Annotated in this window: 20 protein-coding genes; 6 read left to right on the forward strand and 14 right to left on the reverse strand. The window is 35.6% G+C overall.

The annotated features are described in order from the left end of the window. Together RUH95_RS16490 and RUH95_RS16495 are read right to left on the reverse strand one after the other, a co-directional pair. The gene (locus RUH95_RS16490) at nucleotides 1-234 is read right to left on the reverse strand and encodes a hypothetical protein (protein WP_313893991.1); all 234 of its coding nucleotides are present in this window, start codon (nucleotides 232-234) and stop codon (nucleotides 1-3) included. 75 nt (nucleotides 235-309) lie between these two features. Next, complete coding sequence (locus RUH95_RS16495) at nucleotides 310-1,776, reverse strand: hypothetical protein (protein ID WP_313893992.1); 1,467 nt, start codon at nucleotides 1,774-1,776, stop codon at nucleotides 310-312. A 159-nt stretch (nucleotides 1,777-1,935) separates the two neighbouring features. Here RUH95_RS16495 and RUH95_RS16500 point away from each other — a divergent pair, with 159 nt between their 5' ends. Together RUH95_RS16500 and RUH95_RS16505 are read left to right on the forward strand one after the other, a co-directional pair. Next, nucleotides 1,936-2,730: a VLRF1 family aeRF1-type release factor gene (locus RUH95_RS16500; protein ID WP_313893993.1), complete on the forward strand. Its 795-nt coding sequence runs from the start codon at nucleotides 1,936-1,938 to the stop codon at nucleotides 2,728-2,730. A gap of 117 nt (nucleotides 2,731-2,847) precedes the next feature. After that, entirely contained in the window at nucleotides 2,848-3,681 is an 834-nt protein-coding gene (locus tag RUH95_RS16505) for a S1C family serine protease (protein ID WP_313893994.1), read from the forward strand. Nucleotides 3,682-3,730: 49 nt separating this feature from the next. Here RUH95_RS16505 and RUH95_RS16510 read toward each other — a convergent pair whose 3' ends face one another. The 12 genes from RUH95_RS16510 to RUH95_RS16565 all read right to left on the reverse strand — a co-directional run bounded on the left by RUH95_RS16510 (nucleotide 3,731) and on the right by RUH95_RS16565 (nucleotide 19,770). Then, a complete protein-coding gene (locus tag RUH95_RS16510; protein WP_313893995.1) occupies nucleotides 3,731-4,489 on the reverse strand; it encodes a hypothetical protein in 759 nt (252 codons plus the stop codon). Nucleotide 4,490: 1 nt separating this feature from the next. Beyond that, nucleotides 4,491-8,291 carry a DEAD/DEAH box helicase gene (locus RUH95_RS16515; protein ID WP_313893996.1) on the reverse strand — a complete coding sequence of 1,267 codons (3,801 nt, stop codon included), beginning with the start codon at nucleotides 8,289-8,291 and terminating at the stop codon, nucleotides 4,491-4,493. Nucleotides 8,292-8,561: 270 nt separating this feature from the next. After that, nucleotides 8,562-9,986 carry an NAD-dependent succinate-semialdehyde dehydrogenase gene (locus RUH95_RS16520; RefSeq protein ID WP_313893997.1) on the reverse strand — a complete coding sequence of 475 codons (1,425 nt, stop codon included), beginning with the start codon at nucleotides 9,984-9,986 and terminating at the stop codon, nucleotides 8,562-8,564. 30 nt (nucleotides 9,987-10,016) lie between these two features. Beyond that, on the reverse strand, nucleotides 10,017-11,234 hold the full coding sequence (locus RUH95_RS16525) for an iron-containing alcohol dehydrogenase family protein (protein WP_313893998.1): 1,218 nt from the start codon (nucleotides 11,232-11,234) through the stop codon (nucleotides 10,017-10,019). Next, on the reverse strand, nucleotides 11,200-12,135 hold the full coding sequence (locus tag RUH95_RS16530; RefSeq protein ID WP_313893999.1) for a 3-hydroxyacyl-CoA dehydrogenase NAD-binding domain-containing protein: 936 nt from the start codon (nucleotides 12,133-12,135) through the stop codon (nucleotides 11,200-11,202). Before RUH95_RS16530 ends, RUH95_RS16525 begins: the two co-directional genes overlap by 35 nt. Before the next feature lie 18 nt (nucleotides 12,136-12,153). Continuing rightward, a complete protein-coding gene (locus RUH95_RS16535) occupies nucleotides 12,154-13,428 on the reverse strand; it encodes a TRAP transporter large permease (protein WP_313894000.1) in 1,275 nt (424 codons plus the stop codon). Then, entirely contained in the window at nucleotides 13,429-13,923 is a 495-nt protein-coding gene (locus RUH95_RS16540; protein WP_313894001.1) for a TRAP transporter small permease, read from the reverse strand. It abuts the gene before it with no gap. A gap of 225 nt (nucleotides 13,924-14,148) precedes the next feature. Then, nucleotides 14,149-15,171, reverse strand: coding sequence for a TRAP transporter substrate-binding protein (locus RUH95_RS16545; RefSeq protein ID WP_313894002.1), 1,023 nt, complete (start codon nucleotides 15,169-15,171; stop codon nucleotides 14,149-14,151). Between the two features lie 408 nt (nucleotides 15,172-15,579). Next, the gene (locus RUH95_RS16550) at nucleotides 15,580-16,533 is read right to left on the reverse strand and encodes a transketolase family protein (RefSeq protein WP_313894003.1); all 954 of its coding nucleotides are present in this window, start codon (nucleotides 16,531-16,533) and stop codon (nucleotides 15,580-15,582) included. Beyond that, nucleotides 16,533-17,375 (reverse strand): transketolase, encoded by an 843-nt coding sequence (locus tag RUH95_RS16555; protein ID WP_313894004.1) that lies wholly within the window; start codon nucleotides 17,373-17,375, stop codon nucleotides 16,533-16,535. Before RUH95_RS16555 ends, RUH95_RS16550 begins: the two co-directional genes overlap by 1 nt. 110 nt (nucleotides 17,376-17,485) lie before the next feature. Beyond that, on the reverse strand, nucleotides 17,486-18,706 hold the full coding sequence (locus RUH95_RS16560) for a diphosphate--fructose-6-phosphate 1-phosphotransferase (RefSeq protein ID WP_313894005.1): 1,221 nt from the start codon (nucleotides 18,704-18,706) through the stop codon (nucleotides 17,486-17,488). A gap of 68 nt (nucleotides 18,707-18,774) precedes the next feature. After that, on the reverse strand, nucleotides 18,775-19,770 hold the full coding sequence (locus tag RUH95_RS16565) for a LacI family DNA-binding transcriptional regulator (RefSeq protein WP_313894006.1): 996 nt from the start codon (nucleotides 19,768-19,770) through the stop codon (nucleotides 18,775-18,777). A gap of 263 nt (nucleotides 19,771-20,033) precedes the next feature. Here RUH95_RS16565 and RUH95_RS16570 point away from each other — a divergent pair, with 263 nt between their 5' ends. From RUH95_RS16570 to RUH95_RS16585, 4 genes are all read left to right on the forward strand, one after another. Continuing rightward, the gene (locus RUH95_RS16570) at nucleotides 20,034-21,464 is read left to right on the forward strand and encodes an NAD-dependent succinate-semialdehyde dehydrogenase (RefSeq protein WP_313894007.1); all 1,431 of its coding nucleotides are present in this window, start codon (nucleotides 20,034-20,036) and stop codon (nucleotides 21,462-21,464) included. A 142-nt stretch (nucleotides 21,465-21,606) separates the two neighbouring features. Then, nucleotides 21,607-22,602: a zinc-dependent alcohol dehydrogenase gene (locus tag RUH95_RS16575; protein ID WP_313894008.1), complete on the forward strand. Its 996-nt coding sequence runs from the start codon at nucleotides 21,607-21,609 to the stop codon at nucleotides 22,600-22,602. A 6-nt stretch (nucleotides 22,603-22,608) separates the two neighbouring features. Further along, entirely contained in the window at nucleotides 22,609-23,646 is a 1,038-nt protein-coding gene (locus RUH95_RS16580; protein ID WP_313894009.1) for an NAD(P)-dependent alcohol dehydrogenase, read from the forward strand. Between the two features lie 37 nt (nucleotides 23,647-23,683). Further along, the gene (locus RUH95_RS16585) at nucleotides 23,684-24,748 is read left to right on the forward strand and encodes a tartrate dehydrogenase (RefSeq protein WP_313894010.1); all 1,065 of its coding nucleotides are present in this window, start codon (nucleotides 23,684-23,686) and stop codon (nucleotides 24,746-24,748) included. Nucleotides 24,749-24,963: the final 215 nt, after the last annotated feature.

Here is a 24,963-nt window from a genome sequence, read left to right on the forward strand (position 1 = left end):
TTAGACACTCTCTTTTTCACATTTTCTTGAGTTAGCAATCATTTCTTCAGAAGCAACTAAAAATAAACCAATTACAAAGATAAAGACAGCCCCCATTACCGTTCCAATACCAACACCAACTAATGTATTAAAGTCACTTACAAGAAATCCATATAGAAAAATCGCAATTCCAATTGTTAGTACAGTGCCGGCTACGTATCTTGTAGCAGTTAGCATATTTGAGTATGATTCCATTTCCAACACCCCTTCTTATCATCTATTATTCACCCTGTTCACAAAATTGTCAAACAAAATTTCGATAGATGACCTTTATCCTTGACAAGTAGGGAGAGGTAAATCTTCACCAAATATAGCTACGCTCTGCCTATCTGTCACAAATTCATAACCATTCCATTGCAATACATTTTCCACATATCCTAATCCGTCTGCATGATATCTTCCCGCAATTTTCTGTAACGCCATAAGCTCATACGTACCGCTTCTTGCATAGTCAACTGGATACAAACCACCAACTGGGTCTACCCAGCCTTCAATTGGGTCTTTAAGTGTTCCGTTTTCATTGTAAATCTCGGATAAATATTCCTTCCCTTTGTACATTAAATCCAATGTGTACTTCTTACTTGGACTTGCACTAACGACAGTTGCTTTGAAATTATTTTGATAGTTAACCTCGTATTTATGCCTTTCATTGTACGCATCTACATCAAATACTTGCTGCATTTTTCCTTCCAAAAAGGAAAACACATATGCGTAAATTATGCCTCCGCTTCCGCCTGTATCTATAACGATAAGAATGTCATCTACATGATTTCCTGTAAAATCACCAAGGAATATAGTTGGGTTATAGCCAGCATTTTCTTTAAGTGGAATGCTCTCATGCAAATTCGTTCTTTCATTCATAATAACTAGCGTAATGTTTTGCCAAAATGGGCTTTCTTCCGTCTTATCACCCATGAGATAAATAATGTCTCTGAAACCATCGCCAGTCACATCTCCTCTTTTACTATCTATAATAGTTTGAGTAGTTGACTCCAAATCGTTTAAAACTTGCTCCCTTTTGCTCAGTAACATCTCTTTCGAAGGATAAGGAGAGCGAAATGACAGGGCTTTATCAACGGAAAATAAATCCTCCTCTAAATCGCCTGATTTCTTTTGTGCATCTGATAAATAATACCAATAAAAAGAAAAATCATTAGTCTGCAATAATTTTTGATAGTATGCTGCAACCTTTTTAAAATAATATGGATAAACATCCTTCGCTAAGACGAGCCCCGTTTCACTAAAACGATACACCTCTACTTTATATGCCTCGCCTGTGTCATGTATCCAAACAGCCATTTCATATTGCCCATCTTGACCATATTGCCCTGGCATATCTTCTACTTCCAATTTGCTGTAAACCATATTATTCGTTGGCAACTTTACAAATCCACTGTCTGTCCATTGCAATAAATCTAATTCCGACCACATGCTACCGATTTGCCAGCCCACTACCAGTGTATTCACCCAACTGTTTGTGATAGGCACTGCCAATAAATCTGTTATTCCATACCCTCCTCCTTTTATATGGATTAGAGGAAGCCATTGATTATTACTGCTTTTTAATATCAAAATGTAGTTTTGCTCTTCATATTTGTACACACCGATTAATTCTTCCACTAGATCTCCGTCTATGTCCGCCAGCAATATTGCTGCACCTCCTTGAGGCTGCTGCAATTCCAAAATAGTTGCCGATTGTGGTAAAAAATTTTTCAGTACATTCACATAGTCGTTCATTATAAACCCCCAAATAAATTCTTTCTAACCTATCATATGTTTTATTTTTCACACACTATGCTTCAGTTAAAAACATTTGCACACATAATATTTCGTATTATTTAATACGTTTAAGGGGAATGCTATTAATGTGTGAAGATGAAGGAGGTTATAGGATATATGACAATAAGCGAAGAACTACAATCTTTAAAAGCATATCGCTATAGCAGTCGTTGTGTATTGAGCATTTATTTAAACACAAACCCAACTGACCCTGAACAATTTAAAGGCGCTTGGAGAATTGAGTTAAAACATGGCATGAAGCGGATCCGAGAATATTTAACTGCTTCTGGTAACGAAGAAGAAGTAAAAGCATTTAACAAAGTCATGAAAAAGGTCATGAATGAAATTGAAGCAAATCATAAGGAATTACGAAAAGGAGTTATCATTTTTGCCTCTGCAAAAGAGGATTTATGGTCAGTACATTACGTGCAAGTACCGGTAAAAACAAACTTTTACTTTGAAAATCACCCTGTAACAGAACAAATGGAATATATGTACAAAGCTTACCCCGAAGCAGGAATAATCATGCCTAGCTTCGGTGAAATCCGCATATTGGATACGGCAATGGGATTTGTCAGAGATGAGTTAACTTACAAATTTGATCCAGTAACAGAAGTTTGGAAAGAGCTGAAAAAAACGGATTCAACCGTTCAAAATGCATTAGAAAAAAAGAAAACCGCAGCATTGGAACCGCGACAATTATTTAATGTGAGTAGCTTCTTTAGAGGAATGGATACTACTGTAAAAAATCTAAAATTAAAGCGTGGCTGGACACAATTTCACATAGCAGGGGAAGCGGAAATGGCGAACGCATTTGCCGATTCTTTAAGAGAAATTCCTACAAGCTGCATTTACAAAAATTTAAATAATAGCAAGACAAGCGAGATCGTCAACCAAGTTTTAGAAAAATAAAAACAAATAGGTGCCGTGTATAAAATTCATACATGGCACCTATTTTAATCAAAATTAATCCTGACAAGTGTATAATCAAATACAACAATACGTATTTGATTATTAGGATGTGAATAGATGAACTCAGATGACAAACAGCAACCTTATGCTCCGAATAACGATCATTTTATTGAAGACATTGATGATGAAGAACTACAAGAACTTGTATTGGAAGCACAGCGAGAAGCACTTTCTAAAGAGGGATTAGAAAAAACAAAACATAAACCGAAGCATCCTTCTCCTAAGTGGCTATTCTGGATTATGGCTACTGTACTGTTTTTTAATACGTTCGCAGTAATATTTCAAATATATTCTATTCCAGCAATTGAGTTTTTAAAAACGTCTACTAGATTATCAGCACAAGGAGATATTGCTAGTTACAAAAAATCTGTTGTCGTTATTACAACAGAGGATAGCAAAGGTACTGGATTTTCTATTTCAAGTGATGGAACTATTTTAACCAACTATCATGTCGTTGATGGAAATGATACAGTCACCGTTATTTTCCCGGATGATGGCATGTTCAAGGCAAATGTTGTACATACTTATCCTTCTGTCGATTTAGCTGTATTAGAAATCAATGAAGAAAAATTACCATACTTATCTCTTGCCGAACAAACAACTTTTGTAGAGAACGATCCTATTTACTTTATCGGTAATCCACTAAGCTTCACTGGCATTGCAAATGAAGGAACAATTATCGATTATACACAGCTCTCCGACTGGGAAAAGCCTGTTGTGATGACGAAAGCACCCGTTTACCGTGGAAATAGTGGAAGTCCTGTATTGAATCGAGATGGTCTAGTAATCGGTGTTGTCTTTGCTACATTGGAGGATGATGTATACGGAAAAGTCGGGTTATTTATTCCGATTGATTATTACTATGAACAGCAACCAGAAGAAAGACCGTAAACAGTAAGTCTACGGTCTTTTGGCAATTCTATTATTGGATTTAAGAAAACTATAAGTACCTTTTTCTCCATTCAATCCGTTCTTTTTCATTCAATTGATTTTCAAGCGCTTCATCCCATTGCTCTCGCAAAGTATTCCAAACACGTGCATACATACTATCTTCTTCCGAATTGTATAAAATAAATTCAATACATGGAATTTGATCGATATGCAGCCTAGATGTGGAAACAACTTCAGATATAATAGTCTGAGCGTCTCCTTCTGTTACTTCTATATCATCTTTTTGAAGCGCTTCGATAACAATAGCTTCATCAAATTTTTGTGCCACTGTACGTTTATCTTCATTCGCATAACGATAAACGTCTATCTTTTTCGTTTCATCAGAAGCTATGTTTATGTCACCTGCCCAAAACGATGAATGGCTAGGACTATACAACTTATTCTTCGAGTCGACTTCTTGCTCCTCTTCAAATATTCCATTTTCAAGCTGTTGCAGCCCTTTATCAGTTAATCTATATGCCTTTTCATCTTTTACAATTAATCGAGTTCTACTCATTATTTCCATAAAGTCTTGTATAAAAAGCAGCTCTACAAGTAATAATTCGCTCAATTCCTCTGCCGATTCAATTGCTGCTTTTTGAAAAGCAATAAGTATCATTTTCATGAGTACGTCCATTTTAGTTCGCTTAACTGTTTTGAATTCAATCTCAATCGTATGAACAGGTATACTCCATGTTGCCGAATCCATAATTTTCACGTTTAAATTTTGTAGGATTTCTTTTCGTAATTGTTTCTCTGTTTCCAGCATATTATACGTTTCCTCCGACATAGCTACGGTATCCATTTTTCTCTTGAACAATTTTCAGTAGACGTCCGTACATTTTTCTTGAATCTTCCTGTCTCGCCCGCAATGTGAACATATCCGCACTTCCTATAACGACTAGCAACTCTCTTGCACGTGATAGCGCAACATTTAAGCGTCTATAATCTTTTGCAAATCCAATATCGGCTTTACGATCATCTGTATTTCGAACCATACTCAAGAGGATGACGTCCATTTCCATTCCTTGAAATTTATCGACCGTTCCCGTTCGGAAAGTTAAATGTGAAAAGCTCGTTTCTTGTTGAATTAAGCGGTCAATTCTCTTTACTTGTTCACCATAGAAACTAATAACCCCGACACTTTTTTTATCATCTTTGTTCATTCTGCCTTCTTTTTTAGCTTGCTCCGTTGCTTTATCCAAATCCATTAGCATTTTGCGAATTGCTTCTAATTCAGCTTGATTGTAACGGCTTGTGCCGCCTTTCACCTTCTCTTCAAAGTAGGCAGGTTTATTTGGCATGTCTAACCAAAGAAGATGATCTGTTCTTTTCACTAAAGGAGAATCGAGCAAATGATCACGCATAGAATCCGAGTCCGTTAAACCACATTGAAGACGATAATTCCCTTCTTCATAAAATGGCGTAATCGTCTCCATAATGCTTTCGTGCATACGGTATTGGATAGCAAGCATCGTCTTGTTGCTAACAGGTAAGTTTTTGAATAAGCGCTCAAATAAAGATTCTTTTAACAGCTTTTTCAGTTCATTCTTTTCTTCTGTATTATCATTCTCTTCAAGTAATTCCTCGAGTGTGTCCTCCCCTAAAAGTGGCGGAAGTTGGTGATGATCTCCTACTAAAATAACTTTTTTCCCTTTTAGCATCGGTAATAATAATTCAGGAGGAGTCGCTTTAGATACTTCATCGATAATAACAACATCAAAAGTTGGGTAATTATCCATAAACTCTTTTCTTGCAGATGCAACACAAGTTGTCCCAATAACATTTCCATGTTTAACGTAGAGTTTTCGAATTTCATCTAAATCGTATTCATTCGCATCTTGAAGTAATGAAAACCATTCCTTTTGAAGTGCTTGCGTAATAGGAAGTCTCACTTTCTCTTTTTTCAGCGACACTACTTTTTCTGACAATGAATTTATTTCTGTTAATGCAATGTCACGCTCTTCTTCTAGGTTTTGCTCCAATATTTCTTCTAAAGATTTTAATTGTCTTTGCTGCTCCAAGCCTTCCGAATTTAACCTTTTACTTTCAGCTTCTATTTCCTCGAGTGCTTCCGTACAAATTGTTAAATGCTTTGCCGTTGCTTCAGCAGTATTCTGCTTCTCTGCTAGTTGATTAGAATAATGCTTTATATTGCCATCCATTTTTACATAACTATCGTATGCACTTTGCTTTTCTTGTAATTCTAATTGCAAAGAAGGCAGTGAAAGATTATCTGGCAAACTTTCTAACTGACTTTGAATTTTTTCGCTTCTATCAAGCAACTCACCTAATTGCTGTTTTTGACTTGCTCCACTTTGCTTAAATTCATTTAAGCTGCGTTCAACCGTGCTTGTTTCACTTTTTATTTGCATCGCCAGCTCGTCTTTCATAGCACTGAACATTGTAGTAGTATTCGCCTTTTCCCTTTGTATAACGGCTCCTTTTTTCCAAACAAACTTCCTCCGCACATACAAACCTTCCAAAAACACAGTTAACTTCTCCATATTAAGATCATTACTGTCCGAAGTTAAAAACTGCTTCATGCGATCAATAAATTGATGAATCTCTTTTACCGAATACGAAGTATCAAATACCGCACTATTTCTATTTTGAAGCGTTTCTACAGGAAAGTTATGCTTTTTCAGCAACTTTTCCATGTAATCAATCGATGATAACAGCCTTTTATTCAATTCGTCCCATTCAGCAAACGACTTAATTGTTTCGATTAACGTCTCCAAACTTGTCATCCGCTGCTCAACTATTGAAGAAGGGGCAATGTCATAATGCGTTATTCTACTTTTCAATATATCCAATTTGCTAATAGCTTGAATCTCACCTGTAAACTCTTCCAATTGAACTTTTTTTCGTTGTGCATGTTGATAGTCATTTTTAATAATTTGCAGTGCACTTTCTATGTGTTTTATTTCTTCCGTTGTTTGGCAATAAACTAATTGATCTTGAATTTGAGTAATTTCAGAGCTTACTTGTGCTTTTTTTTCACTCAACTGTTGAACAGTCAGTTGGGAAGCAATTAATTGTTCCAAACGCTCAATTTCTTGCGCTACGCCTTCCGCTGTCTTCGTTAGGCCAGCTTCGTTGTCCAATAACTTTTCTTGCTCTTTTTTAACGATGATTAAGCTTTTTTTCAAGTTCTTAATCTCATCACTTCGCTCTAAATGTTCAACTTTTGCCTGTTGCTTTCGTTTGATCTTTTCCTTTAATACAACTAATTGAGTTTGCAATAATTGGATTTGATCTTCACAATTGTTCAACTCAGCCTCTAGCTGAGCTTCTCTAACATCATGAGATTGTAATTGTTCATTTAAATCGGCTAATGTTTGCGTTTTCCAATATAGTCCGACATTTTCCTCGATGAACTTCTTGCCTTCTTCTTCAATACTTTCCGTTCTTCCAAAACGTAAAATCCGAATATCTTTATGTGACAATAGCCTGCTAAGTGCGTTATCTACGGCCAAGTTAGACTGGGAAGCAACTAATGTACGAAACCCTGCCTTTGCATTTTGATAGCAGATTTCCGAAATAACGGTCGTCTTCCCTGTTCCAGGCGGGCCTTGTATGACATACAAATCTTCGGAATCCATTGCACCTCTAACAGCTTCTTGTTGAAATTCATTTAAATTATTATGAAATTCCAACTCCTCACGCTTATTCGTTACGCGTATCTTTGGGCGGTCTTCAAAAAGAATTTGTTCTAAATTGGGATTAGCTGCAAGTCCATTCTGTAGATCTTCAAACCCTTTTCGAAGTCTCCTAATTTGGCTAAGTGAAGCGAAATTACTGAACACTACTTCCATATTCAATTTCGGTTGCCACTGATTTCGCCTTGCCATATCTCTAAATTTCGGTCTAAGTTCAATTTCAACCGTTTTCTTAGATTTATCGGCTTTGAGCACTTCCCCAATATCTTGCTGGAAACCTTTCAAACTTACACTTAGACCTCTTATTTTATTCGTATCATTTCCACTTAAATCATTGCAAACAAGTGTCATCTTACTGAAATCTTCATTGAGCGTAAATCGTGAATAAGTAGCGGTAATATCTGCAACATCCGCATTTCGTTCCTGAATTTGCAAATATCCTTCCCAGCTCGCAATACGCTTCTTCACGTACTCTGATCTCTCTTCCGCAACAGGTAACTCCCGAATTTTTGTATGCAGTTGGATTGGCATTCCTGTACCATTATTACGTGCCGTATTAAATTGCAATTTTGCCGAAAGCCGTCTATTTGTCCGTACCCTTACTTTTGATCCTCTTACGTAAAAACCAGTCGCTAGCAATCCATCATTTTGCAGAATACATTCCATCACCGCGACCTTGCCATCTAACTTTTCTGTCAGCGTTTCATTTGTCTCGTTATCAAAATAAAGGGACAGTGAAGTATTTCCAAGCGAATTAGCTGGACGTTTTTCAATATGTACTTCAAAAGATTGCTGCATTTTGAAAAAAGCATGCTCATCATTAGACCATTCCTCGATACCTTTGCGTGCTTTATTCGTTATTATCAAATTGCATCGCATCGTTTCAACTAGGGTTGACGCTTGTCTCATGACCACACCTTCTTTCATCTATAATAAATTTCGTCTAAAAGTCTATAATATCCTTCGTATGCTTTAATTAACCAACCTCTCTATAATACAAAAAACCGGCTCCAATTGGAAACCGGTTTGAAGTAATAAAACAAAGAGCTTTGATCATTATTTTTCAACCTTATTATAATAACTTTAACACGGATATAGTAGAAAACAAAATAAAACCCTTGAAACAAACATACGACTAAAAGCTTGTTTCAAGGTTATTTCACAACTCTCACGTTATCTTTAAGCCTTCAATTGATAGGAAATTGTTTTGTAATCTAAATAATCATCTATTCCATGATTACTACCTTCTCGTCCAAGCCCACTTTCTTTTACTCCACCAAATGGTGCTTGTACAACAAACGGATATGGATCATTAACTCCAACCATGCCATATTCAAGCTGTTCCGCTACTCTATGACTTCTCGTTAAATCATTTGTATAAAAATATGATGCTAAACCGAACTCAATATCATTTGCTTTTTGAATAACTTCTTCCTCTGTTGTAAATTTAATAAGAGGAGCAATTGGGCCAAATGTTTCTTCATAAGTAATAATCATATCTTCTGTTACATTTCCAAGAACTGTTGGTGGGTAAAAGCTTCCATTTTCATAAAGTGAGCCTTCTAATGTTTCACTTCCACATAGTAAAGTTGCACCTTTGCTAAGTGCATCTTCTACCTGTGCCGCTACTTTCTTTACTGCATCCTCATTAACTAGTGGACCAATATTAGTGTTTTCATCCAGTCCATTTCCAACTATTAATTGCTTGCATTTCTCCGTAAATTTCGTTGCAAATTCTTCATAAATACTTTCCTGGACGTAGATTCTATTTGCACAAACGCATTGCTGCCCAGCAGAGCTAAATTTACTTTTAATTGCCCCATCTACAGCTAAATCTATATCTGCATCATCAAATACAATAAACGGTGCATGTCCGCCTAATTCCATTGATACTCGCTTAATCGTGTCGGCAGATTGTCTAATTAATATTTTCCCTACATTAGTTGATCCGGTAAACGAAATTTTTCGTACTTTTTTACTGTCCATCAAAGTGCCGACAATTTCATCCGAACTACCATTTACTAAATTAACTACACCTTTAGGAAAACCAACTTCGTCAAATATTTTAAATAATTCTAAAGAAGAAAGAGGTGCTTCTCTTGAAGGTCTTAAAATGGCTGTACAGCCTACAGCAAGTGCTGGACCTAGCTTTCTTGCGCCCATAGATAACGGGAAATTCCAAGGAGTAATTGCTGCTACAACTCCTACTGGTTGCTTAATAACTGAAATTCGTTTACTGCTACTCGATGCAGGAATAATTTCTCCATTTACTCTTCTAGCCTCTTCCGCGAACCATTTAAAATAGGCAATTGTACTATCAACTTCTGCCCTTGCATTAACGATCGCTTTTCCCATTTCTTTTGTAATTGTTTCAGCTAAATATTCCTTTTTTTCATTTAAAAGTTGAACTACTTTTTGCAAATACTCTGAACGTTGATCGCCGGTAAGTTCTGCCCATTTAGGAAATGCTTCCGATGCTGCAAGAATTGCTTTTTCAGTCTCTTTTGAGCCTACTAAGTCCACTTCGCCAACTATTGATTGGTCTAAAGGATTGCGAACTTCTAGCTTATTATTTGATTTGATCCATTCGCCATTAATATACATACGCATGCCCCATTCTGTACATTATTTGTGCTAAATTAATACTTTTTGATAAATTGAAACGACTTCATCCAGGCTTGCTTTCCTTGGATTAAATGGAAAAGTTCCAACGTCATCCATTGCATCTCTTGCTAATTCTGCAATCATTGAATGAGTAAAATCTATTTTTAAATGACTAAATGTAGAAGGTATATTCAATTGTGCATTGAATCTATGAACAACCTTTGAAACTTGGTTCGCCGCCTCTCTCTCATCAACATCTTTAAGAGAGGGATCAAAAATTCTAGCTATTTCAGCAAACTTTTCAATATTAGTTACTTTATTAAACTCTAAAACATAAGGTAAAATTACAGCATTCGCTATTCCATGTGGCACACCATATCTAGCCGACATCGGATGTGAACAAGAGTGCACGATACCTAATTTCCCATAGTTAAAGGCAAATCCAGCTAATGTGCTTGCTAAATGCACTTGCGCACGTGCCTCACGATCTTCATTGTCTTTATAGCTAGTTGGTAGGTTTTTCACTAACATTTTAATCGCTTGTATTGAAAAACTTTCAGAAAAAGGGTTTGCTGCATTTGAGGTATAAGATTCAATTGCATGAACTAGTGCATCCATACCTGTAGAAGCAACGATATGTGCTGGTAACGTATATGTTAATGTTGGGTCTACCATCGCATATTGCGGTTGAATGTATGGTGATGCGATAATATATTTTCTTTTAGCCTGTGGGTCGGTAATAACGGACACAGGAGTAACTTCTGATCCCGTCCCAACAGTTGTTGGTATTGCAATAATAGTTGGACATTTCTTCTGTAATGTTTTCTTTCCTCTTCTATAATCAAGAATATGCCCACCATTGCCAACGACTGCACTTACTCCTTTAGCAAAATCCATCGCACTTCCACCACCTAATGCGATAATTAGCTCACAATTTTCTTCTATATAAATAGCCGTTCCTTTCATGACTGTTACATCAAGTGGATTTGGCTCTACTTCGGAAAATATTTCACACTTAATACTACTATCATCAAGTATTTTTAAAACCTTATTCAAAATTCCAGAAGACACAATTCCTGGATCTGTGGCAATAAAAATCTTTGAATAGCCTTGCTCTTGAATAATTAGCGGTAAATTTTTATTCACACATTCCTCACCAAAAAAAAGATTCGTTGCCAATAAACTATTGAAGTTCGACGTGTGCAATTCCAAATTAGTCTCCCTTTCCTTTTGAGTGTTTAAATCCAATCAAGTTTTTATTTTTTAGCCATTCAACCAGTGATCCTAAGTCTTGATTATTTTGCTGACGAATTTCTTTTGCAGGCATTTCCCACTCATAAAATCCTTTGCCAGTTTTAATACCGAGGTCACCAGAAAATACTTTTTCTTGGAGAATTTTTGAAGGTTCTGTTCGATTATCTAGTTCCCGGTATAAATAACTAGCCGCATTTAGATGGATATCTAGTCCATTTAAATCTCTTTGAGCTAAAGGTCCGTTTAATAATAAGCGTATCCCAAGAGCATATTGTGCTACTAAATCAATATCTTCAGCAGTTGCAATGTCATTTTCTAATAATGATATTGCCTCCCTTGCCATCGCATGTTGAAGTCTATTCCCAATAAAACCTGGTATATCTTTATTGATAACAACAGGTATTTTTCCTAATTCCTTTAACCAATCTGTAATCTCTTGAACCACTAAAGTAGAAGTCTGATTGCCTTTTATTACTTCTACAATTGGAATTAGATTTGCCGGCATATAAAAATGCATACCGACAAATCTATTAGGAAATTTTAATTCACTAGACAATTTATTAATTGGTATCCCAGAAGTGTTTGTTGCTATAACAACCTCATTAGATAATTGCTCTTCTAATTCTTTGTATAATTCCTTTTTTAATCGCTCATTTTCAGGAATGGCTTCAACAACAAGTGATACATCCTTTAATTGTTGAAGACCTGTTTGAAGTACTAACCTTGAGCATTCATCCTCTGACCAATTTTGCTTTACAAACAACTCAATTTTTTCAAGACTTTCTCGCTCTTTATCTATTAAAACAACTTGGCATTCTTTCATAATGAAAAACTTGGCAATATCCAATCCCATCGTCCCTGCACCAACAACTGCTAATTGTTTAAAAATACTCAATATCTTCATCCCTCTCTTTTACTTCAATAATGACGGTAACCAAGTGGATAAAGCCGGAACATATGTGATGATAAGCACATCTAAAATTAAAATTAAAATTAGTGGAATTGCATACCGGGCAATTCGCATAATACTAACATTGGTGAGTTTGGAAACAACAAACAAATCAATTCCAACAGGAGGTGTTACTAATCCAATAGCTAAGTTACACACCATAATAACTCCGAAATGGACAGGATCAATCCCTAAATTCACCGCTGTTCCTAGCAATAATGGAACTAAAATTAGAATTGCCGCACCACCCTCTAAGAACATTCCAGCAATGAATAAAATAACGTTTACAAGGAACAAGAATGCATATTTACTTGTAACCAATGATGAAATAGATTCGTAGATCATATCTGGAACACTGTTAATACCGATGAAAAATCCAAATAATCCCGCTGCACCAATAACAAACATAATAACGGAACTATTTACTGCACTATCTTTTAACACTTTTCCTAATTGTGGTAGAGTAATATCTTTATATATAAACATACCTACAACAAGTGAATACACAACAGCTACTACTGAAGCTTCTGTCGGAGTGAAGACACCAGTGTAAATTCCTCCTAAAACAATAAGTGGCATTAAGATTGCCAATATTGCTTCTTTAAAAGCTTTTAGTATACTAGGGAAACTTTGCTTCTCTTCCCCAACATAACCGTTTTTCTTAGCAATAATCATTGCGCTAACTAATAAAGAGAAAGTAATTAGCATTCCAGGTATAATTCCCGCAATAAATAGATCTCCTATAGATACCTCTGCTGCAACACCATAAAGAATCATGGCGATACTCGGCGGTATAATAATTCCTAAAGCCCCAGCTACTGCTTGATTGGCTGCGGCATACTCAATTTTGTAGCCTTTAGCGATCATCGCAGGTATTAAAATAGAACCAATCGCAGCAGTAGTTGCAGCCCCCGATCCAGAAATTGCGGCAAAAAACATAGATGTCACAATCGCAACCATAGCAAGACCACCTGAGAAATGACCCACTAATGAACTTGCAAAATTAACAAGTCTTTTTGACATACTACCAATACCCATAATGTTTCCAGCTAGTATAAAGAATGGAATAGCCATTAGAGGAAATGAATTTAGTGAGACAAATATTCTCTGAGGAACAATTTCCATTGGAAGGGTTTCATGAAGAGATATCCCTATAACAGTCGACAAGCCTAGTGATACCGCTATTGGTACTCCTAAAAACATGAGTACAAATAATGAAATAAAGAATAAAATTAACATTTATTTTTCCTCCTTCCCAATGATTTCTTCCACTATACAAGCTAAAGAATTTAATAGAAGCAATACACCACCAAGTGGTAATGCTAAGTAAATATATTTCATAGATATACCTAAACCCGGAGCCGTTTGATTACTAAAGCTTTGGGCCATTGAATAACCGTATTTGATTAAAATGATAAAAAATACGATTGATATAATGTGAATAGTAATAACAACAACTTTTTTAGATAAATTTTCTACTTTTTCTAATAATATTTCTATTGCAATTAATTCATTATTTCTTAGAGCAATAGAAGAACCTATTAAAATCATGAAAATCATCAAAAATCTAGATAGTTCTTCTGACCAAGATAAAGAAGAGCCTACAACGAAGCGAGAAAACACTTGCCAGAAAATAATTGCTGTCATAACAGCTAATAGAAGAGTTAATAAATAACCCATTACTTTGTTTAAACGATCAATAAAACGTAAGTAAGTTCTTAAAATGGACTCCAAAGTTCACCACATCCCCTGTGTATTTATAAAATACTAGCATTCACTGTCATTTAACCATTTTCTAATGTAATTCAATTATCAAATTTACATAAAAGAATATCTCTTCTTAAAATGAAAGTGCTTTCAAATATTCACAGAAGAGATATTTCTCATAAAAGCCATATTACTTTACCTAAAAGCGAGTTCAAAATAGTTTGAGCTCGCTTTTATAAGAGCAGTAAAAGTTTAATAAGGAGTGTTTCGGATTTTCTCAATTAACTCCTCACCCAACTTAGGAGCCCATTTTGTATATACACTCTCTGCACTTGTTTTAAATGATTCTTTGTCAGGAGCAGTAATTATAATTCCTTCTGCTTTCAAAAACTCAAATGCTTCTTCAACTTTTTGCTTGTTAAATTCTCTACCTTTTACTTCTGCTACATCAGCCGCTTTTAATACCGCAGTTTGTTGTTCTTCAGTCAAACGATTTAATGTTGCTGTACTAATTGAAATTGGTGCTGCACTAAAACGGTCTTCAATCTCAGCTACATATTTCTGTACTTCATAAATTTTAGAAGATTTAATCGTAGCTGCTGAGTTAGAATGTCCATCGATTACACCTTGTTGTAAACCAGTAAATACTTCTGTCCATGCCATCGGTGTTGGTTCTGCACCATATGATTTCCATGTATCAATTTGAATCTCATTTTCTTGAACACGGACTTTCATTTTCTTAACATCTTCTACACTGCTAATCTCTTTATTTGAAGTTGTCGCCACGAAACCGTTTTCAACCCAACCTAAAATTTTCACATTCGTTGCAGTTTCGAACTTTTCATTCAATTCGTCGCCAATTTCACCGTCTAGAACACTATAAACATGCTTTGTACTATCAAACAAAAATGGTAAATCAAAAACATTAAATTCTGGAACCCAGTTACCCATAGGTCCTGCTGATTGAATAGCCATGTCTACTGAACCTAAACCCATAAGCTCGAATACTTCTCGTTCACCGCCAAGGGAGTTATTACTATGAATTTTCACTGTCATTTTATTATCTGTTAGTGCTTCTAATTCTTCTTTGAATGCAGTTGCCGTCAATCCAAATTTTGCATCTTCAGGTTCTGGAATACTTAAATCTAACACTATTTGTTCACTAGAATTTCCTGTGTCACCTTTAGTCTCCCCCTTAGCTTTCCCCTCTTCAGAACTACATCCCGCGATAAAAGCCATCATTAGAGCAACCATCAAAACTAAAAACTTCTTCATACATATCCCTCCATGTTTGTGAAATAAATTTATATCTTCAAACAGATAATATCTGTCCTAAAATATCGAATACAGATACTCTTCAAACCTAAGAAAAATCTTGTCCTTGGACTAAAATACTTTCATTTATTAATTTAAGAAAACCTTCTAAAGTACGTATTATGTACAAAGGTTCGTTTACCGTTCAGTCATTATTATGAAAATTTGGTCATTTTGTCAATGGCAACTCCTGTAAAACATTTAATAATTCTAACTTTTCTATTAATAAAATCGCGATTTTGCCTTGTGAAACCTTCCTGGAACTTATTAATTAAAAAAATTTTAAAATTCATAATGGAGTTAGCATAAGCCCCTTCTTTTAGGTATTAATATAAAAGAAGGGATTTAATAAACTATCGCTAAATGCTACTATTTCTTTCTCAAATTAACTCTTTGAGCTGCCTCTACAATAAACTTTGTGGAAATCTCGTATTTCTCCAATAATGCCTCGTTACTAGCAGACTCTGAATTGCGATCTTTAACACCAACAAATTCAATAGGAGTTGGTGCATTTGCTGCCAATATTTCTGCTATTGCACTACCTAATCCCCCATAAATGCTATGTTCTTCTACAGTGACAACTGCTTTTGTTTTTGTAGCCATCTCGATAATTAGCTCTTGATCAATTGGTTTTATTGAAGGTAAATGAACTACCGTCGATGATATATTGTTTTGGTTTAAAATTTCCGCAGCTTCCAGTGCACGACTTGTGGCAGTTCCAGTAGCGATAATTGTTAAATCCGTTCCCTCTTTTAAAACAACACCTTTATTTGGTTGGAATACATAAGAATCATCGAATAAGATTGGGTAATTATCTCGAGCCAATCTTATGTATACTGGACCATCATACTGATTAGCCCACTCCATCATTTTAGTCGTTTCAACAGAGTCAGCTGGTGCAAGTACAGTCATATTAGCTAAACTTCTGAAAATAGCAATATCCTCTAACGCTTGATGCGTTTTCCCTGTAACACCTGTCAATAATCCACTATAAGCACCAATCATTTTTACATTTAGTTTTGGTTGTGCAATTTGTACTTGAATTTGATCTAAAGCACGTTTAGACATAAATGCTGCAAATGTAACTGCCCATGGCTGAAGTCCCGTTGTCGCTAAACCAGCAGCAACGCTTAACATATTTTGCTCTGCAATACCCATTTGTAAAAATTTTTGTGGATGTTCTTTTGCTACCTTTTCAATTTTGGTTGAAGTAGCTAAATCCCCATCCAGTACAAAAACTCTTGGATCATTTACTGCAAGTTGGTAAAGTGTTTCACTAAAACTGTCACGCATCGATGCTGTTTTAAGTTGAGAAACTTGCATTATAGGTCACCACTTTCGTCTAATTCTTTTAATGCCAACGATAGTTCTTCGTCAGTAGGAATTCTAGAATGCCATAAATAATTATTCTCCATAAAGCTAATTCCTTTACCTTTAATCGTATCCGCAATAAGTATTGTCGGTTTTTGTTTCACTAGTTTCGCTTGTTTAAAACCTTCTAAAATTTCGTCAAATGAATGACCATCGATTCGAATAACATTCCAACCAAAGGCCTCCCACTTTTCTTCCATCAAGTCATTTGGAACAGCCCTCTCGGTAGTTGTTCCAGGCCAACCATATTGTTGAAGTTTGTTGTAATCTAGAATAACTACAAGATTGTCTAACTCGTATTTTGCAGCAATAAATGCTGCCTCCCATACCTGACCTTCTTGTGATTCACCATCACCAATCATGCAGTAAGTTCTAAATGATTGATTCTGTACTTTAGCACCTAACGCCATTCCAACCGCTGCTGAAATACCTTGACCTAAAGATCCAGTCGACATTTCGATGCCAGGTAAAATCTTCATATCTGGATGACCTTGTAGCCTAGAATTTAATGAATCAAAAGTATATAATTCCTCGCGATCAAGATAGCCTTTTTCTGCTAATACAGCATATAATCCTATCGCTGAATGTCCCTTTGATAAAACAAAACGATCACGGTCAGTTTTTTGTGGTTCAGAAGGTTCGACATTCATTTCATCAAAATATAGTGTTGTTAGTACATCAATTGCCGACAATGGACCTCCTATGTGACCTGCACCTGCATGATGAACAACTTTTAATAAACTTTTTCGTGCATCTTTCGATTTCTCTTTTAGAACAGCATTATTGCTTGGCATATAAATCCTCCTTATCATTTGAGAAAGCGCTTAACCAAAGTACTAAAAATAAAACTCCTTTGACTCACTCTCATTTCATCTAACTTTTCCAAATATCACTTTAGTTCATATTAGATACTTACATGCTGTTGTTCCAAATCAAAACTTGGTTTAACAACATCGCCTTTTACTAGTGGTTTAATATAATCTATAAATTCTTTATTCATTGCCTTTTTAGTTTCATCATACCAATGCTTCGGAACAGTTTTCTCAATGCCTGCGATTCTACTTAAAGGAACTGAACTATATTCAACCATATATTCTGATGTTTCTAATCTTGAAAGTGTAACCATGACACAATCTTCATTATTTAACGCTGCTTTCCATGCATTGTATCCTAAATTATATGCCTCGTTAACATCTGTTAAAGAAATATATCTAGAACTACTTCGTTGCCAAATACTTGTGTCAATACAACGAGTACCAATATTTAAATTATTGTCAATTTCATCTTTTAAAAGCCAGGATACCCCACCTAACTTTGGTCTATTCAAACTATCATACTGTAATGTTTTCGCTGCTATTAGTTGATCTTGATGATCTCTAATTCCCTCTGAAACAATAAGCAAAGTGTGATAGTCATTATTATAGTTATACTCAATCGTTTCAAGACAATTAATAAGACTAAACGGGCTTTCTGGTATGTATATTAATTGTTTACAATTTGACGACTTCTGCTCCGCTAACGAACATGAAGCCGCCAGCCACCCAGTATTGCGTCCCATTGTTTCCATAATAGTTACCTTTTTAGGTGCCTCATAGCTGACAATATCCAGTGTAATATCTTCTGTACACGCTATTAAAAATTTAGCTGCACTGGCATACCCAGGAGAATGATCAATCATATCCAAATCATTATCTATTGATTTAGGGACTCCGATAGTACAAAGCGGATAATTTAGTTCACGTGCACAATTACTAATTTGCTCTGCAACATACATGGATCCATTTCCACCTATATAAAAACAATGATTAATATTTAATACCTTGAAAATTCCGATTATTTTACGTAAATGAAATCCCTCTATTTTCAAGCGGCATGTTCCAAGCATCGCACCGGGAGTGTACTTAATTGATTTAAGCTTTTCTTTCGTCAAAGTATCCAAGCGGACTAAAGAATTATTCAATAAACCTTTCAATCCACCCTTTGCTCCATAAATTTTTATACTTGGCTTATTAGATTCCAAAATTGCTTCTACAATCCCGACCATTGAACTGTTAATTACAGCTGTTGGGCCACCAGATTGTATGATTATTACATTTCCATTAATTAAAATAATAATCACCTCCACGAAAGTTAAGCGCTTAACCTTCCTGCAAATTAATATAAATCAATTTTTCGGAATTTTCAACTATAAAATTAAATTTTTTTTACAGATTCCCTTTTAACTAATTCTGTTTTAAGAATAATCGTATGTTTTTCAGTATCTCCGTCTATCGCACTCATAAGTAATTTTACAGCTTCGTTAGCAATCGTTTTTTTGGGTTGATCAATAGTTGTCAGTGTAGGATTAATAATTTGAGCTATAAGTGTATTATCAAATCCCATTATAGACATATCTTCTGGAACGGCTAATCCCATTTTTTGGCTAGCTTTAATGGCTCCAACCGCCATCATATCATTACAAGCAAAAATAGCTGTAGGTGCAATTTTAGATTCACGCATTATTTGTTGGAAGCTATCATGTCCCGCTTGGATAGTAGATTCTTTTGCATAATAGACTTCCGTAGGAATGGTTAATTGATAATCTTTCATTGCATCTGAATAGCCTCTAAATCTTTCTCTATTACTCCAAATATCCCTAGCAATTATCGAAATTTTTTGATGGCCTTGTTGAATTAAAAATGAAGTTGCTTGATATCCTGCTTCATAGTCATTTATAGCAACTAAATTGACTGGCACCTCTGGATAATTCCTAGCTACAATAACGACTGGAATTTTTTCATCCATTAATTTTTGAACCGTTTCAAAGCGTTCAAAACCAGAAGCTAAAATAAAACCATCCACGTTTTTTTGCATCAATAAGGAAATATACGTATCCTCTTTTTCTTTAATATAATCAGTGCTACAAATTACGACATTGTAGTCATACTCATTTGCTTTATCTTCAATGTATCTAGCTAATTCCGAAAAGAATGGGTTAGCTAAGTCAGGAAGGATAAACCCTATCGTACGAGTATTTTTCCCCATTAGAGCAGATGCTATTAAACTTGGCTTGTAATCCAATTCTTTAATAATATCATTCACCTTTTTTTTCGTTTTATCGCTTATTCTCCCTGTATTATTAATAACTTTAGAGACTGTAGCAATAGAGACATTAGCTGCTTTAGCAACATCATAAATATTGACTTTCATAATAATTCTCCTCTTTTAATGTTTAATACTTCCTACCTTCAAACTCACATTTTAGTTCATTTATTAACAAAAAGGAAATACTTTTTTCCCATAAAATTCGCTGATTAGTTTTCTATCTCCAGTTATTAGCTATAATAGCCTATTATAATTGTTACTTTATTATTTAACTATTACAAATATATTTACATTGACTTTTTTTCTTTTTGCTATCTATAATCTTAATTAATCAACAATATTTTAAATTTTCAGAGGAGGAAATATAAATGACTATAAAAGGAAATATGATTATTAATGGAGAATCAGTTACAACAACCGACCAAATTTATGTCGTTAACCCTGCTACACTAGAAACAATCGGAAGTGTACCAAACGGCAATGAAAAAGAAGCACTATTAGCTACAGATGCAGCATTTGCAGCATTGGAATCTTGGTCTGCATTAACTGCTGGTCAACGCTCAGATTTATTATATAAATGGTTCCATTTAGTCGATCAGAACAAAGAAGTTATTGGAGAAATTATGACGAAAGAGCAAGGGAAACCATTAGCAGAGGCAATAGGAGAAATTGACTATGCAAATAGCTTTATTTCGTGGTACGCAGAGGAAGGTAAACGTATTTATGGCCAAACTCTTCCTTCATCTAGCGTGGTTAAGCGCTTACTCGTAACGAAACAACCAGTTGGCGTTATCGCAGCTATCACACCATGGAATTTCCCTGCTGCTATGATTACTCGAAAAGTTGCACCTGCACTCGCAGCGGGATGTACAGCAGTAATAAAGCCAGCTTCCCTTACACCACTTACTGCAATAAAGTTAATTGAATTAGCACATGAAGCGGGTATTCCAAAAGGTGTTCTTAATCTAGTTACAGGTAACTCAAGTGCAATAGTTGGGGAATGGATGAGAGATAGTAGAGTTCGTAAAGTTACATTCACTGGTTCGACAGAAGTAGGGAAAAAACTAATGGCGCAAGCTGCAAATACTGTTAAGAAATTATCATTAGAACTTGGTGGACATGCACCATTTATCATCACAGAAAATGCAAATTTACAATTAGCAGCTGAGCATTTGATTAAATCAAAATTTAGAAATGCTGGTCAAACATGCGTATGTGCTAATCGCATTTATGTGCATGAAAGTGTTGAACAAGAATTTACAAATATTTTTAAAGCGGAAGTAGAAAAATTAACTGTTGGTAATGGTCTAGACGAAGGCGTAGTTATTGGACCTTTAATTGACAAAAATGCTGTCAATAAAGTGAAATCTCAGCTAGCTGATGCTGTGAAAAAAGGTGCAAAAGTTATTACTGGTGGAGAAGAAATCCCTAATTCTAATGGGTTCTTCTTAACACCAGCTGTGCTGGTTAATGTAACTGATGATATGGAATGTATGTATGAAGAGACATTTGGACCCCTTGCACCAATTACAACTTATAAAACAACTGAAGAAGTAATTAGACGTGCGAATGATACACCATTTGGTTTAGCTGCCTATGTGTTTTCTGAAAAACTATCGGAAGCAATTCATATTTCTGAGAAATTGGAATATGGAATTGTCGGCCTAAATGATGGTGTACCATCAACAGCACAAGCTCCATTTGGTGGATTTAAAGAAAGTGGACTTGGTCGTGAAGGCGGACTTTGGGGCATCGAAGAGTATTTAGAAGTAAAATTCATATCAATTGGCTTGGAATAATCAATCAGAAGAACCGTTGATTTCCGTTTAGAACAGGAACCAATCTATTCATTTATTTTATAAATATAATCAGTAGGAGTGGATTCATATAAAAGCGCTACAAAAAACAAAACAAGGTGCAGGAAATATTGAAATTGTTCATATGGAGGAACCTGTATGTAAAGAAGACCAAGTAAAAATAGAAGTAGCTTATACCGGAATTTGCGGCACAGATTTACACATTTTACACGATACATTTAAAAGCTATCCACCAGTTGTTTTAGGTCATGAATGTTCTGGAGTAGTAGTTGAAACTGGTGCCAATGTAACTAGTGTATCCGTTGGTGATCGCGTAGCTGTGCTAGGTTCAACTCAACGTACTTGCGGAACATGTATTCATTGTAAAACAGGCTATTATATGTTTTGTGAGCTGCGTCGTGGAATGGGACATGGGGTAAATGGAAGTTTCACAAAGTACTTAGCAATCGAAGAGCATGTTGTGTATAAATTACCGGATCATGTATCTCTTCAAGAAGGAGCATTAGCAGAGCCTTTAGCTTGCGGGGTTCAAGCAATTGAGGAATTAACGGATATTAAGAGTGGCGACGTTGTCTTATTGTCGGGACCGGGTCCAATCGGACTTATTTGCTTATCCCTATTAGCTCTTAAAGGATGCAAGATACTCGTTACAGGGACAGATGTCGATTCACAAAGGCTGGAAATCGCACGAGAATTGGGCGCAGATAGAGTTATTAATGTCCAACAAGAAAATTTAGCTGAGATTGTTGCACTAGAAACAAACGGTTCTGGAGTTGACATTACAGTAGATTGCACAGGCGTACCTGTTGCTATCAATGAGTGTTTTAAACAATTAAAAAATCGTGGAAAACATATTCAAGTAGGGATAGCTGGCAAGGCTTTTACGATGGATTACGATGTTATCCTATACAAACAATTACAAGTATATGGATCTCTTGCTCATTCCTTTGAAACATGGGACCGAGTAATGAAGTTATATGAGCAAAATAAAATAAACTTAAAACCAATTATTACGCATACGATGCTTTTAGATGAATGGGAGCCTGCTTTCCAACTTTGTGAAGATAAAAAATGCGGTAAAGTTCTACTTAAATACGATAATCAACCAATATTGGAGTGATCAGAATTGAATGCTTTAGAAATGAAAGTCGCAAATTTAGTAGAATTATCAAAAGTGGAAGTCGGTTACGAAGAAATACCATCTATTGCTCCTAATGAGGTATTAATAAAAGTAGAAGCCGTTGGTATTTGCGGATCAGATATTCATTATTATAAACATGGGCATATTGGAAAAAGAACTGTACAATACCCCCATATTCAAGGACATGAATGCGCAGGAACCGTTGTCGAAGTCGGAAGCCATGTTACTAAATTTTCAATTGGGGATAGAGTCGCTGTTGAACCAGGTGTTCCTTGTCGAACTTGCGAAAAATGCAGAAGTGGAAAATATAATCTTTGTGATGAAGTAGTATTTTTATCTACCCCTCCATACAAAGGGACATTGCGCCAATATATTAACCATCCAGAAGATTATGTATTTTCGATACCCGATTCTTTAACATTTGAAGAGGCTACTTTAGCGGAGCCTCTTTCCGTAGGCATCCATGCTTTAAATCGTGCTAATTTAAAGCCAGGTATGAAAGTTTTAATCATGGGTATGGGACCAGTTGGTTTAATGGCAGTTGCAGCAACAAATTATTTTAATGCGGAAGAAATAGCTGTAACGGATATGGTTTCACACAAGCTAGAAGTTGCTAAAAGCTTGGGAGCTACCCAAACAATTGAAGTATCTAAACAAGAAATAGTAGAAAATTACTTTGATGTTGTAATTGAAACTTCGGGGGCTGAGCAAGCACTTGCCTCAGCTGTTAACTCCCTTAAAAAAGGTGGAAAATTAGTTAGCATCGGGTTCCCACGTCAACAAAATGTTACCCTAGATTTAACTACTATGTTGCAAAAGGAAATTGATTTGTTAACTGTTTATAGATATGCTAATGCATTCCCTTTAGCAATTAAAATATTAAACAAACTAAAAGATATTACTAGTAATATTATTACATCGACTTACGTTCTTGATGACATTAGCGGCGCAATGGAAAAGGCTTGTGAAACTCATTTAGATACAATAAAGGTTATTGTATACCTAAATGAAAGTTCATTATGATAGCAGTGGTTTTCCTTAAAAAAGGAGGAGTTTTTAGATGAAAACATATAAAATCGCTACGATACCAGGAGACGGTATTGGAAAAGAAGTAGTACCAGAAGCAATGCGAGTACTAGATACTTTAGCAGAATTAGATGGTAATTTAAAATTTGAATGGGGTATATTACCTTGGGGCTGTGATTACTATTTAGAAAATGGTGAAATGATGCCCGAAGATGGTCTCGAAATTCTAAAAAATTACGATCAAATTTTTCTTGGGTCAGTAGGTATGCCTGAACTTGTTCCAGACCATATTTCACTTTGGGGATTACTAATAAAAATTAGAAGAGGTCTTCAACAATCCATTAATATCCGTCCTGCAAAACTATTAAAAGGTCTTGATTCACCATTAAAAAATCCAGGTGAATTCGATATTATCGTTGTACGTGAAAACTCCGAAGGTGAATACTCAGATAGCGGTGGTAGAATGCACTCAGGTCAAGATGAAATTGCCATTCAAAATGCCGTTTTCACACGAAAAGGTACCGAGAGAGCAATGCGTTACGCTTGTGATTTATCCAGTCAAAGAAGTAAAAAAGTTACAAGTGCAACAAAATCAAATGGCCTTACCCATAGCATGCCCTTCTGGGATGATGTATTCCATGACGTTGTAGCTGAATATCCACAACTACAACAAAACAGTGTTCATGTGGATGCAATGGCAGCTTATATGATTATGAAGCCTTCTGAATTTGATGTTATTGTTGCTTCCAATTTGTTCGGTGATATTTTAACAGACATTGGTGGAGCAATTATGGGTAGTATCGGCATTGCACCAGCAGCTAATCTTAACGTAAGTAATGAGTTCCCTTCCATGTTTGAACCAGTACATGGATCTGCACCTGATATCGCAGGTTTAGGTGTTGCTAATCCATTAGGCCAAATCTGGACCGGAAAACTGATGTTAGACTATCTTGGTTATACTGAACTTGGTGAACATTTACTTAATGCAATCGAATACAGTCTAGAACAAGGCATCAAAACGGGTGATTTAAAAGGTAAAGCTACTACAAAAGAAGTAACGGATACAATTATTCATTATTTAAAAACTAAAGCAATGTGAGTTAAAAACTGTTTATTTTACAACTTATCATAAAATAAAAAAGAATTGTCGAGGGATAACTTCTCGGCCGTTCTTTTTTTAGAACTATCAAGTGTCTAAAAGCTAGGCTTTGGTTATTTGAAGTGATTTTCTGTCCGGGCTGTTCGAGCAATTTCCGAAAATCAAATAGTCCTTACTAACAAAAAATTGCATCCTCCGATTAAGTAGCGGTGCAA

The sequence above is a fragment of the Psychrobacillus sp. genome (genome assembly GCF_032154225.1).
Taxonomy (GTDB): domain Bacteria; phylum Bacillota; class Bacilli; order Bacillales_A; family Planococcaceae; genus Psychrobacillus.